Annotated in this window: 11 protein-coding genes; 10 read left to right on the top strand and 1 reads right to left on the bottom strand. The window is 57.9% G+C overall.

Annotation, left to right across the window (positions count from 1 at the left end):
• The first annotated feature begins 16 nt into the window (after positions 1-16).
• The 5 genes from AF70_RS03885 (at position 17) to AF70_RS03865 (ending at position 5,546) form a co-directional block, all read left to right on the top strand.
• Positions 17-979: a carbohydrate ABC transporter permease gene (locus AF70_RS03885; protein ID WP_028940760.1), complete on the top strand. Its 963-nt coding sequence runs from the start codon at positions 17-19 to the stop codon at positions 977-979.
• Entirely contained in the window at positions 976-1,818 is an 843-nt protein-coding gene (locus tag AF70_RS03880) for a carbohydrate ABC transporter permease (RefSeq protein WP_018928908.1), read from the top strand. Before AF70_RS03885 ends, AF70_RS03880 begins: the two co-directional genes overlap by 4 nt.
• 27 nt (positions 1,819-1,845) lie before the next feature.
• On the top strand, positions 1,846-2,979 hold the full coding sequence (locus AF70_RS03875) for an ABC transporter ATP-binding protein (protein ID WP_028940761.1): 1,134 nt from the start codon (positions 1,846-1,848) through the stop codon (positions 2,977-2,979).
• On the top strand, positions 2,976-4,478 hold the full coding sequence (locus AF70_RS03870) for a sucrose-6-phosphate hydrolase (RefSeq protein WP_028940762.1): 1,503 nt from the start codon (positions 2,976-2,978) through the stop codon (positions 4,476-4,478). Before AF70_RS03875 ends, AF70_RS03870 begins: the two co-directional genes overlap by 4 nt.
• Positions 4,479-4,553: 75 nt before the next feature.
• Positions 4,554-5,546, top strand: coding sequence for a LacI family DNA-binding transcriptional regulator (locus AF70_RS03865; protein WP_028940763.1), 993 nt, complete (start codon positions 4,554-4,556; stop codon positions 5,544-5,546).
• Between the two features lie 37 nt (positions 5,547-5,583).
• Here the strand turns inward: AF70_RS03865 and AF70_RS03860 are convergent, their stop codons facing one another.
• Positions 5,584-6,219, bottom strand: coding sequence for an FMN-binding negative transcriptional regulator (locus tag AF70_RS03860; protein WP_028940764.1), 636 nt, complete (start codon positions 6,217-6,219; stop codon positions 5,584-5,586).
• Between the two features lie 109 nt (positions 6,220-6,328).
• Here AF70_RS03860 and AF70_RS03855 point away from each other — a divergent pair, with 109 nt between their 5' ends.
• The 5 genes from AF70_RS03855 (at position 6,329) to AF70_RS03835 (ending at position 13,058) form a co-directional block, all read left to right on the top strand.
• Positions 6,329-7,849: a PLP-dependent aminotransferase family protein gene (locus AF70_RS03855; protein ID WP_028940765.1), complete on the top strand. Its 1,521-nt coding sequence runs from the start codon at positions 6,329-6,331 to the stop codon at positions 7,847-7,849.
• Between the two features lie 498 nt (positions 7,850-8,347).
• Complete coding sequence (gene rfaH, locus AF70_RS03850) at positions 8,348-8,869, top strand: transcription/translation regulatory transformer protein RfaH (RefSeq protein ID WP_028940766.1); 522 nt, start codon at positions 8,348-8,350, stop codon at positions 8,867-8,869.
• A 233-nt stretch (positions 8,870-9,102) separates the two neighbouring features.
• Positions 9,103-10,263, top strand: coding sequence for an outer membrane beta-barrel protein (locus AF70_RS03845; RefSeq protein WP_028940767.1), 1,161 nt, complete (start codon positions 9,103-9,105; stop codon positions 10,261-10,263).
• Positions 10,264-10,274: 11 nt separating this feature from the next.
• On the top strand, positions 10,275-10,808 hold the full coding sequence (locus AF70_RS03840) for a polysaccharide biosynthesis/export family protein (RefSeq protein WP_028940768.1): 534 nt from the start codon (positions 10,275-10,277) through the stop codon (positions 10,806-10,808).
• 3 nt (positions 10,809-10,811) lie between these two features.
• Complete coding sequence (locus tag AF70_RS03835) at positions 10,812-13,058, top strand: polysaccharide biosynthesis tyrosine autokinase (RefSeq protein WP_028940769.1); 2,247 nt, start codon at positions 10,812-10,814, stop codon at positions 13,056-13,058.
• Positions 13,059-13,186: the final 128 nt, after the last annotated feature.

Here is a 13,186-nt window from a genome sequence, read left to right as displayed (position 1 = left end):
AAGGAAGAAAATCACCATGTCTGTCTCTATTGCCCATGCTCCCTGTGACGAGCTCCTGCTCACCAGGGAAACGCCGGTACAGCGTCGCCGAGTGCGCGCTGCCTGGCTATTTCTGACGCCGATGTTGCTGTGTCTGGCCCTGGTGGCGGCCTGGCCGTTGCTGCGGACATTCTGGTTCAGCCTGACCGACGCCAACCTGGCGGACACCGCTGGCGGCACCTTCGTTGGCCTGAGCAATTATCTGTTCCACAACGGTTCCAGCTGGTCGGGCATCCTGGTAGATCCGCAATGGTGGAACGCGGTGCGCAACACCCTGCATTTCACCGTGGTGTCGGTGGGGCTGGAAGTCGTGCTGGGGCTGCTGGTGGCGTTGCTGCTGAACATCAAGTTCACCGGCCGTTCCCTGGTGCGAGCGTTGATTCTGATTCCGTGGGCGATTCCGACCATTGTCTCGGCGAAGATCTGGTCGTGGATGCTCAATGACCAGTTCGGCATCATCAATCACCTGATGCTCAGCCTCGGCCTGATTACCGCGCCTCTGGCCTGGACTGCAGATGCGGATCTGTCGATGTGGGCGGTGATTATCGTCGACGTCTGGAAGACCGTGCCGTTTGTCACCCTGCTGATGCTCGCCGCCTTGCAGATGTTGCCGAGTGACTGCTACGAAGCCGCCAGGGTCGATGGTATTCATCCACTGAAGGTGTTCTGGCGGGTCACGCTGCCACTGCTGATGCCCGCATTGCTGGTGGCGGCGATCTTCCGCATCCTCGACTCCCTGCGGGTGTTCGACGTGATTTATGTGCTGACCTCGAACTCGTCGAGCACCATGAGCATGTCGGTCTATGCCCGCCAACACCTGGTGGAGTTCCAGGACGTCGGTTACGGCAGCGCCGCCTCGACCCTGCTGTTTCTGGTGGTTGCAGTGATCGCCATGCTTTATCTCTACCTCGGACGCCGCCAACTGGAGGTCCGGTCATGAGCCCTCGCCTACTGAAAAAAGCGCTGTTGCGCTTCGGTTTCTGGTGCCTGATCGGGGTGTTGCTGCTGTATGCGGTGTTCCCTTTCTACTACGCCATCGTCACGTCGCTGAAGCCGTCCAGCGCCTTGTTCGAGGTGAGTTACTGGATCAAAAAACCCGACTTCTCCAATTACGCGGCGGTGCTCAACCAAGCCTCATTCCTGCGGGCTATCGGTAATTCGCTGGTGGTTGCGCTTAGCGTGGTGACACTCGCGCTGTTTCTCAGCCTGACCGCCGCTTATGCCTTGGGCCGGGTGAAGTTCCGTGGGCGTGGCACGGTGTTGATGATGGTCCTTGGGGTGTCGATGTTTCCCCAGGTCGCGGTGCTGTCGGGGCTGTTCGAGGTGATCCGTGCCTTGGGCCTGTACAACACGTCCTGGGCGTTGATTCTCAGCTACACGATTTTCACCCTGCCCTTCACCGTTTGGGTGCTGACCACGTTCATGGGTCAACTGCCCCATGAACTGGAAGAAGCGGCAATCATGGATGGCGCCTCGCCCTGGGTCACGCTGACCCGGGTGCTGTTGCCGCTGCTCTGGCCCGCCCTGGTCACCACTGGCTTGCTGGCTTTCATCGCGGCGTGGAACGAGTTCCTGTTTGCCCTGACCTTCACCCTCACCGACACCCAACGCACGGTGCCAGTGGCCATCGCCCTGATTTCCGGCGGCAGCCCCCATGAGTTGCCTTGGGGGTTGTTGATGGCGGCATCGGTGCTGGTCACCGTCCCACTGGTGATTCTGGTGCTGATCTTCCAGCGCCGAATCGTTTCCGGCCTCACTACCGGCGCGTTAAAGGGTTGATGCCCGACAACTACAAGGAACAGCATCGTGATCAAGTTGAAACTGGATAACGTGAACAAACAATTGGGCGGTGCGCGGATTCTGCGCGACGTCAATCTGGAGATCGCGGCGGGTGAGTTCGTGGTGTTCGTCGGCCCTTCGGGCTGCGGAAAGTCGACCCTGCTGCGCCTTATCGCCGGACTGGATTCGATCTGCGCCGGCGACCTGCTGATCGACGGGCGTCGGGTCAACGACCTGGAGCCGCGCGAGCGTGGCGTCGGCATGGTGTTTCAGTCTTATGCGCTCTACCCGCACATGAGCGTCTACGACAACATCAGTTTTGGTCTCAAATTGGCCAAGACCGAAAAGACCAGCCTGCGCGAGCGCGTGCTGAAAACCGCGCAAATCCTGCAATTGGACAAGCTGCTGCAACGCAAGCCAAAGGAATTGTCTGGCGGGCAGCGTCAGCGTGTAGCCATGGGCAGAGCCATGGCACGGGAACCGGACATTTTGCTGTTCGATGAGCCGCTCTCCAACCTGGATGCGTCCTTGCGGGTGCAGATGCGCAACGAAATCGCCCGGCTGCATGCCCGGCTGGGCTCGACCATGATCTACGTCACCCACGATCAGGTTGAAGCGATGACCCTGGCCGACAAAATTGTCGTGCTCAATGGCGGTCGCGTCGAACAGGTCGGCTCACCGCGCGAACTCTATGAGCGCCCGGCCAGTCGCTTTGTCGCCGGCTTTCTCGGTTCACCCAGAATGAACTTTCTGCCGGCGCGCTTGCAGGCGTCGGGCGAAACCAGCCTGATCGACAGCCCCGTGTTGGGGATGACGTCCCTGCCCTTCGACAGCTCGAACCTGGCGACGGACGCTCCGCTGAGCCTGGGCATTCGCCCGGAACACGTGTCGCTCAAGGCAGCGGAAGGAGCCGCCGGCATCGTGGTGACCGCGGTCGAATACCTGGGCAGTGAAACTTATGTGCACCTCGAGACAGGTCAGGACGAGCCACTGATCTGTCGTTGTGAGGTCCACGCCGGATGGCAGGCGGGCGACCGGGTCGAGCTGCTGCTGGACATCGACAACCTGCACCTGTTCGACGCTGACGGCACGGCCTTGAAGCGTCATCCACATGCCATTGAAACCGTCCCTCTGCGCCCGGCACGAGCAGGCGCCCTATGACTTTGTCTTTGAATACCATGAGCGATCCAATGCCTGACTCCCTTGACCTTGCGCAGCGAGCGCTGAGTGACGGCCTGTCTCGGGTCATCCACGATTACCGCCCCGGTTATCACCTTGCCCCCCCGACAGGCTGGATGAACGACCCTAACGGGGTGGTGTACTTCCGTGGCGAGTATCACGTTTTCTATCAACACCACCCCTTTGACGCGAAGTGGGGCCCGATGTATTGGGGGCATGCCAAGAGTGCCGACCTGGTCCATTGGCAGCATCTGCCGATTGCCCTGGCGCCCGGCGATGAATTCGACCGCGACGGTTGTTTTTCCGGTAGCGCGGTGGTGTGTGGAGACACCCTGGCGCTGATCTACACCGGGCACACCTGGCTGAAGGATGTGGGTGATGAAAGCTCGATTCGTCAAGTCCAGTGCCTGGCCACCAGTGTCGACGGCATTCGCTTCGTCAAGCATGGCGCTGTCATCGAGACCGCGCCACAAGACTCGATCATGCACTTTCGTGACCCCAAGGTCTGGCGGGAAGATGACTATTGGTTCCTGATTGCCGGCGCACGGCTGGGCGATAAGCCGCTGCTGCCACTGTACCGTTCCACGGATCTGCACACCTGGGAGTTCCTCGATTATGTAGCCAGCGGCAGCGAGGGCGATGGCTATATGTGGGAGTGCCCGGATCTGTTTCGCCTGAACGGGCGCGACGTGCTGCTGTACTCCCCTCAGGGCATGCAACCCCACGGTTACGAACGGCTCAACAAGTACCAGACCGGTTATCGAGTGGGCCAACTCGACAGCCAATGGCACTTCACCGGCGGGCCTTTTATCGAGCTGGATAACGGCCACGATTTCTATGCCGCGCAAACGCTGGTGGCCGCCGATGGTCGGCGCCTGGTGTGGGCGTGGCTCGACATGTGGGAAAGCCCAATGCCGAGCCAGGCCCATCACTGGTGCGGCATGCTCGGTTTGCCGCGCGAACTTGAGCTGCATGACGATCGCCTTTGCGTGTATCCGGCACGGGAGCTCACCGCGCTGCGCGAGGCGCCATTGCCGGGTACGTCCTGGTGGGATGGTTCGGGGGCCCGGCGGGTACCGGAAGTGAATGGCGACCTGCTGGAAATCCATGTGCATCTGGATCTGCTCGGTTGCACCGACGGGCACTTGGGAATCGCCTTGCGCTGCAGTGACGATGATGATGAAGAAACCTTGCTCTACTACGATGCGGCGCTGCAGCGCCTGGTGCTGGACCGCAGCCGCTCGGGTGCGCAAGTCAGCGGCCAGCGCAGCGTGTCGATAGACCCGACACAAGAGCGACTGGAACTGCGCGTGTTTCTCGATCGCTCGTCCATCGAGGTGTTCGACGAAAACGGGCGTTTCAGCCTCAGTAGTCGCCTCTATCCGCGGCCCGACAGTCTGGGCGTGAAGCTTCTGGCAAGCGGCAGTGGCGGACGTGTCTGCATTCCCAGGGCATGGCCCCTGGCCTCGGGATGGCTGTGAGCGGCGTCATTCGAGTCGCGAGAAACCCGGGCCCTGTGTCATGATTCTGCGTCAACCTGACCGGCCTCGCCTCGCATGACTTCAGTGAAAGACGTTGCACAACTGGCCGGCGTGTCCCTGATGACGGTTTCTCGAGCGCTCAACAACCCGGAAAAACTGAGCCCCGAAACCCTTCAGCGGGTGCGTCGCGCCATTGATGAACTGCAATTCGTACCGAGCCTGTCGGCGCGCAAGATGCGCGGCGACAACCTCCAGTCGCGCACCATCGGTGTGTTCGCGCTGGACACCGCGACCACACCGTTCGCGGTGGAGCTGCTGCTGTCCATCGAACAGACCGCGCAGCAGGCCGGCTGGAATGTCTTCATCCTTAACCTGTTGAGCAACCCACCCACCGACCAGAACATCGACCTGATGTTGTCGCACCGCCCCGACGGGCTGATCTTCAGCGCCATGGGCTTTCGCCACGTCAGCATTCCCGAGCGCTTGAAGAGCAAACCGCTGGTACTCGCCAATTGTCTGGCCGATGACAGTCGCCTGGTCAGTTACGTACCGGACGACGAAACGGGGCAGTATCGCGCCGTGCATCACGCGTTGAGCCAAGGCTATCGGCGCCCACTGTGCATCAATCTGCCAAAACAGAGCCTGGCCTGGGGGCTGCGGCAAGAAGGCCTGCTGCGCGCCTGTCAGGCATTCGGGCTGGCGCCTGACGCGCTTCTGCAATACGACCTTTCCGAGCATGACGCCTACGGTGAAACCGCCGCCATCCTCGACCGGCACATTGTTGAGGGTCGTCCGCAATTCGACATTCTGATCTGTGGCAACGACCGCATCGCGTTTTGTGCCTATCAGCTGTTGCTGAGCCGAGGCCTGAAAATTCCCGGCGATGTCGCCGTGCTCGGCTACGACAACATGATCGGTATCGCCGAACTGTTCATCCCGCCGCTGACCACGGTGCAACTGCCGTACTATGAGATCGGTCGCCGGGCTGCCCGGCATCTGATCGAAGCCCTTGAGGTAGAGGGAGCCCAGCCGGTTGATTGTCCATTGGTGGTCAGGGCGTCGCTATGAGTGCGAGCGCCGCAGACCAGCCGGTGCACGAGACGCCTCAGGATTCGGCATCGACACCCGCGAGCATTGCCTCTCCCAATACGATTTTTCCGCTGTCCTTGAGTGCCTGAGCGGCACCACGGATGTCTCTCGCTTCCTTGTTCTGACCCAGCTTGAACTTACCAACCAGGCGGGTGATCTCGATCTCTATCCCTACGATCGCCTTAAGCATCGAGGCAATGTAGTCCTTCGGGGCGTCCGTCATTTTCCATGGCTCGGGCTGGGATGACTCATGGGTTCGGGTCAGGAGCGCCACCAACCCACGGACATAGCGCTCATCATCGCGAATGGTGATCCTCCCATGGGCGTGCACCACCTTGTAGTTCCAGGTCGGAACCTGTTTATGGGTCTCGTGCTTGCTCGGATACCAGGTGGGCGAGATGTAAGCCTCGGCACCGCGAAAAACCACCAGCACTTCGTCCCCGTCTTTCACGTCTTGCCAGACTGGGTTGGCGCGCGCGACGTGCGCCTGGAGAACACCGAACTGCCCCTGCGCAGCCTTCAACTCGAAAGGAATGTGGTTGGCATCCAGTCCGCTTTCACCGTTGGTAAACAGAATGCCCAGCGGGTGCTGCACGATCAGTTCATGAAGGGCTTCGGCGCGAGGCTCATCAAAATGGGCAGGTACGTACATATCAACTCCTTCAATCGTTCAGGGGTGAGGTGGCCTTCATGTGAATTGTGTTGATGAACTGGCCCATGGTATAGAGCCAATATCCAACAGAATCACTAGGCCAGAATTGATGGCACGTAAAGCCAACGTTGTTGAAATTCCATCGCTGGGCACGCTGGATCGAACCGCCGGTCAATTGGGACGACAACTTGCTCAAGCGCTTAGGTCCGCGATCCGCAGGGGCGACCTCAAGCCTGGTGAGCTGCTGCCATCGACGCGCATTCTCGGCAAATCGCTGATGATTGCCCGAGGCACCGTCATCGAAGCCTTTGAGCAGTTGATCGCCGAGGGCTTCCTGGAATCCCAAGGCAGAGCAGGCACGCGGGTGGCCCGTTCTTTGGCAGATGCGTCGCCAGCCACCCGGCAGGAACAAGGTAGGCCAACTGAAACCAGGTCGTGGACGCCCTCTTCCCGAATCGAACGGTTCGCTCAGGTGGCCCAGCAATTTAGAGCGGCTGCGCAGATTCCGTTCTCGGTCTCGGTGCCGATTGGCAAAGCGGCGCCTGACGATATCTGGCGTCGCCTTGGCAATCGCATCAGGGCGCGAGGGGCTGGAGCGCCCTCGGGATACGGCGATCCACAAGGCGCGCTTGAGTTACGGGAAGCGGTAGCGGATTACGTACGCAAGTCACGCTCTGTGCGCTGTGAGGCGAGCCAGGTGATCATTACTTCCGGCACGCAACAGGGCCTGTATCTCGCCTGTCAGGTGCTGCTCGACGTGGGGGATTTCGCGTGGGTGGAGGATCCGGCCTACCGGGGTATCACCGGAATTCTGGAAAGCGCAGGCCATACAAATCAAATGATCCGCGTCCCGGTTGATGCCGAGGGGCTGAATGTTGAAAACGGCATAGCGCAATGCCCCCAGGCACGGGCAGCCTTCGTGACCTCGTCACATCAATATCCACTCGGCATGCCAATGAGCATGGCCAGGCGCGATGCCTTGCTGGCATGGGCCAGGGCGTCCGATGCCTGGATCGTCGAGGACGATTACGATAGTGAACTGCGTTACGCCGGCCACCCTTTTCCATCCTTGCAGGGGCTGGACCCCGACCGGGTTATCTACCTGGGGACGTTCAGCAAAATACTGTTCCCCTCGTTGCGACTCGGCTACGCAATCGTTCCGCCTTACCTGGTGCAAGCCTTCTGCGGTGCGCGGGTCCTGATGGATCGGCATCCCGCCAACGCCGATCAGCACGTGCTCGCAGCATTCATCGCAGAAGGACATCTGGATCGGCACATCCGGCGAATTCGCGGCGTATACGCAGACATCCACAGGCAAATCATCGAGGCGGTTGCCAGGCTGATTCCTCGCGAACTTGCATGGCTGGAACCGAGCGATCAGGGCATGCATCTGGTGCTTTGGCTGGCGGAAGGTATCGACGATCGGTGGGTCGCCGCCAAAGCTTCCGAAGCTCAGGTATCGGTACGTGCCGTGTCGCCGATGTATGCCGGTGGCAATGGCCGTTCGGGATTGATTCTGGGCTTGGGTGGTTTCAGTGCCGAAGACATTGATTCCGCCACCCGGCGCCTTGCGCAGGTCATCACGTTGGCTGCGAAGCCGTCGGCCGCAGGATCATGCCAATTGCCATAAAACATTTCTAAAACAATTAGCTGGACAACCTTAATAACTTATTGGACAGAAGGTTATATTTTTGACTAGTGACATTTGACAGGTCACCTTGAGTGATCAATACCTAACAGGGTCGACACCTGACAAAGGCGACGATCTAGTGGATGAATATCCATTGTCGACTGCATTGTAAGTAAGGCTTACGAACGAAAGCACTTATTCTTATAGGGCCGAAGATTCGGACCGTGCGGTAGCTTTGGCCATCGCAAAGTACCGGCGTCATTTCGTGCCCGAAGGCGATATCATGCACAGCGTTAAGTAAGGTTTACACATTCCACTTTAAAGCCCTGTGCAACCCCCTTACCGTTTCTTGTGCGTTACATGCTTCATCATTGATACACCGTTTTAAAAGCTTAACACTTTCGCGACTTCCACAACCTCATTGCGTTCACTGGAAGGATAACGGCATTGCTGATACGCAACAGGCATGCTTAAACCAACGTTACGGAGCTTGCCAGTATGCTGACGACTACCCAAGCCTCTAACTGGTATCTTTTGCAGTGCAAGCCACGTCAGGACGAACGGGCAAAAATCAATTTATTGCGGCAAAACTATGTCATATTTTGCCCGCAAATCGTTAGCCAACGCTGGATACATGGTAGCCCCCATCAGTCCCTTGAGCCTCTCTTCCCGGGGTACCTTTTCATTCAGCTAGGCCGTGACGACAATTGGGCGCCTTTGCGCTCTACCCGTGGCGTCAGCCGAATCGTCGATTTTAATCACGGTCCGGCAATGGTCCCTGACGATGTCATCGAGCACTTGCAAGAGCGGTGCTATAAACCACCGGAAATTCTTGCACCTCACTCGTTCAAACCCGGCGAAAAACTGCAAATAACCCGAGGGCCGCTGTCGACACTCGAAGGTATTTTCCTGAGCATGTTAGGTGACGAGCGAGTTATGATCCTGCTTCACTTTCTAAATAGAGAGCAGCCGGTTCGTATTCCACTGACTGATATTGAGCGAGCACGCCTCCATCTTTAAGCCCTTATTCAACCTGTTTCAACAACGAACTTAAACACACTCACCAACTTTAAATTCAAACAAAGTTTTATGCCTTTTTTATTTCATGGATTATTTCCAGGCGCGTGATCACTCACACTTACGGACTCCATTCGCATGAAGAAATCACTGACATCGGCCGATATTACATCGCGCACATTCGGCCCTGTTTTTCCGGTCTATAGTCATTGGATTCATCCCCAAGGAGCAATGAGATGACCCTTAAGACCCATGGCCCCTTCGCACTGATAGTGATCTCTCTATATCCCGGAGCGGCCTGGAGTCTCGACCCCCAGGCCATTAACATCTACGGATTCGACTTCACACCCACGTTGTTATTTTCAGAGAGCTACGATGACAACTTCCGGGAGCTGGATCGGGGACGTCAGTCTTCCATGGTGACCAAGGTGGCGCCCTCTTTCGAACTCAAGGCCGAAGATCGAAACAGTGCCACGCGACTTATCTGGCAGCCTACCCGCTACATTTATCATGATCATCCGGACGCCTCGAATACGGCACAACGTGTGCGGCTCGACAGCATCATGGAGTTCACCGACCGCCATCGCCTGAAACTTGAAGGGGAAGCGCGTAAATACGAGCGCACGACATCGACCGCTGTCGATGGCATCAATGACAAGATTCGCACTAATCGCGTCAATGGTCTCTATACCTACGGCGCCAGGAGCGCTGCCAATCAGATCGATTTGGGCGCAAGTTACGCTCAACTTCGTTACGACAACTCCGATGGCATCAATAAAGACAAAGAGCGCAATACCACCGGCCTGACCACCACCTGGTACCACCGTATAGGCAGTAATACCCGCGGCTTGCTGGAGTACGACCATACCGTCTTCGACTACCTGCTCTCCGACAGCCGTCTCAACAGCACGTCCAATGCGGTCCTGGCCGGTGCCGAGTGGGACTTCACTGCACGCACCACCGGCAAAGTACGCCTTGGTTATGAGCGCAAGAACTTTGATGACAGCAGTGTCAAAGACCTCAGTAACCCGACCTGGCAGGTGGACCTGCGATGGAAGCCACGAACCTACTCGACCTTTTCGTTCGTTGCTCGCCAGGCGCTGGCCGAGGGCGACGACGGTGCTGACGCCGTCAAGACCAGCTCTGCCCTGTTTGGCTGGCGTCATGGCTGGACCGAACGGATCACAACCGTAGCCGAAGCAGGGCTGGCCCGCTATGAGTACGAGGGGCAGAACCGCACCGACAACCTTCGCGACTACAACTTCGCCGTGGAATACCAGATGCGCCGCTGGCTGGATATCGAATTGGGCTATCGCCACCGCAACGACAATTCCGACGCCGACAACCATAGTTTTGAACGCAACATCTTCCTGCTCAGCTTCAACGTAAGTCTCTAAGAGGTCCCCCCATGAACTCGCGAATGCTTGGCTTGTTGTTCGTGCCGTGGCTGTTGCCCGTGACTTTTGCAGCGGACACCGGCGCCCAGTACAAACTGGCAGCCGGCGATGTATTGCGCATCACCGTATTCGGAGAACGGGATTTAAGCTTCGACAAAATCCGCCTCAATGACGCCGGTACATTTTCCTATCCGTTCCTGGGTGAGATCTCCGCCAAGGGGCTCACCCCCAATCAGGTGGAAAAGATCATCGTCGACGGGCTCAAGCAAGGTTACCTGGTCGACCCCAAGGTCAGCCTCAACCTGATCGTCTACCGCTCGTTCTACATCAATGGCGAAGTACAAAAGCCCGGCAGCTATCCATACGAGCCCGGGCTGACACTGGAAAAAGCCATTGCACTGGGCGGTGGCCTGACCGAACGGGCCTCGATCAAGCGAGTGACCATCGTGCGCGGCGATGGCTCACCACCATTGACCGATACGGTCACGCGCAGCACCGCCATCGCTCCCGGTGACACCATCTCCATTGCACAAGGCTTTTTCTAAATCATGGATAACAGCCCAAGCATCTACGTTGAACGTCCGCTCCAGGCGCATCTGCCTCAGCACCAGCAGCATGGCGAGGAGAAGGACACCATTGACCTGCTCAAATTCTGGAGGGTGATCTGGCGTGCTCATTGGAAAATCGCTTGGTTGGTGCTGCTTGCCTGTGCGCTTGCGATGACCATTCTGTCTTTCATTCCCGCGCAGTACATCGGCAGCGCCACCCTGCTGATCAAAGAAAAAACGCCACCACTGCTGACCTTCCAGCAAGTCACGGACTCAAGCTCCGGTACCGTCGATTACTTGCAGACGCAATTGGCGCTTCTGCAATCACGGGACTTGGCCGAACGCGCCGTCAAAAAGCTCAACCTCACCACTAACCCGGTAACCGATCCCCGCCAGCAACCGCAGTCATGGTTTACGCCACGCGAATGGTTGGCAAACCTTGATCTTGGCCAGTGGTTGCCGGCACTGGACTTTTTGATACCCCAACAGGTAACGCCCACTGAAACCGACATTTTCAATGAGGTCACACAGAACCTCATGAAGCGCACCGACGTCAAATTCGTCGGCAAGAGCCAACTGCTCAACATAGAGGTGTTACTGCCCGACCCTGACCTGGCGGCCGCAACCGCCAATGCGATTGCCCAAGGCTTCATTGATAGCCAGTTCGACAATAGCCTGAAGTCCTCGCAGACCAACGCCAGTTGGATGAATTCACGCCTGGTCGAATTGCGCAATAACCTGCGCATTGCCGAAGACAAGCTTCAGGCTTATCGGGAAGAACAAGGACTGGTCGATGTCGGCGGTGTCGCCACCATCAGCGCCAATGAACTGGAAATGACCGGCAACCGCATGATCGATGCCCGCCGTAACCTGGCGGAAGCCGAGAGCCGGTACCGTCAGGTCCAGGCCCTGAGCAATGGCGATCTGAGCAGACTCTCCAGTGTGCCCGCCGTCTTGAGCAACGCTTTGGTGCAGAAATTCCAGGCACAACAGGCCAAGGCTCAAGCCAAGGTCGAAGAATTGTCCGGGCGTTACGGTCCAAAACATCCGACCCTGATCGCCGCCCTCGCCGAGTTGCGTACGGCCACCGACAGTTTGCGTCTACAGGTTCGACAGGTGGTTGCCAGCATCGAACAGGATTACCAGCTAGCCAAGGCCAGTGAAAGCTCACTGCATAAATCATTCAACAGCAACAAGACGCAGATACAGGATATCTCGCGCAAGGAGTTCCAGCTGCGTGAGTTACAGCGAGAAGTCGACAGCAGTCGCGCGTTGTATGAGACCTTCATCACTCGCTTGAAGGAAACTGCGGCCACCTCAGACATGGATTCCACCAAAGCGCGTATCGTCGACCCAGCGATTGTGCCTTTGGAACCGAGCAAACCCCGTAAAACACTGATCATGGTGATTGTCGCCATCGCGGCCGCGCTGATCGGCATGGCGCTGGCATTAATATCCGAAGCCCGGAACAAAACCTTCAAGACCGACGAAGCGGTCGAAAGCACGCTTAATATCCCCCTGCTCAGTGTGGTGCCGCTGGTCACGAAGAGAAGCCGTCGGCAACTGGCGCGATTGTTTGACGACAACGAGCATCCGCGTTTTTGCGAGACCATTCGCAACTTGCGCACCTGGCTGATGTTGCACGGTGGAGAAAAGCCGTCACAGGTAGTGCTCGTTGCCTCGACCATGGCCGATGAAGGTAAAAGCACCATTGCCAACAACCTGGCTTACTCGCTTGCATTGCTGGAGCGGGTCCTGTTGATCGATGCCGACATGCGCCGATCCAGCCTTTCGCTCAATTTCGATTTTCCGGCAGACAGCCCGGGGCTGGCCAATGTCCTGGCGGGTACGGCCCGACTCGAAGATTGTATCCGGACTGTCGGCAATCTAGACATGTTGCCAGCCGGCAAGCTTGCGCCCCCGCCGCTTGATCTACTTAGCTCGCCGTGCCTGGCGCCCCTGCTCGAAGCGCTGAAGTCGCGTTACCAGCGCATCATCATCGACTCCCCGCCGGCGCAAATGGTCAGCGACGCGCTATTGCTGGCCAAGCATTCGGACGCGGTGATTTACGTGATCAAAGCCGAAAGCACACCGGTCAGCCAGGTGCAGAAATGCCTCGCCATTCTGCAACAGAGCCACGCGCCGGTGTTCGGTGTAGTGCTCAATCAGGTTGACCTGCGCAAGGCGCGCAAGCAGGGCTACAGCCATAGCGATACGTTCCAGAACTACGACTATCTGACCCGGTAAACCCTTGCGCCTGTCTCTTGAGTAGCTTCTTTCCAACAACCACCAAAAACTGCTTCATCCCAGTCGATCGATACCAGCGTGCGGGAACGAGGGCGTGCAGAATTCGACGCCGATGTCCAACCCATGCC

It is taken from the genome of Pseudomonas sp. KD5, from assembly GCF_012932895.1.
Taxonomy (GTDB): domain Bacteria; phylum Pseudomonadota; class Gammaproteobacteria; order Pseudomonadales; family Pseudomonadaceae; genus Aquipseudomonas.
The sequence above is the reverse complement of the archived record's forward strand: the minus strand, read 5'-3'. Positions and strand labels throughout refer to the sequence as shown.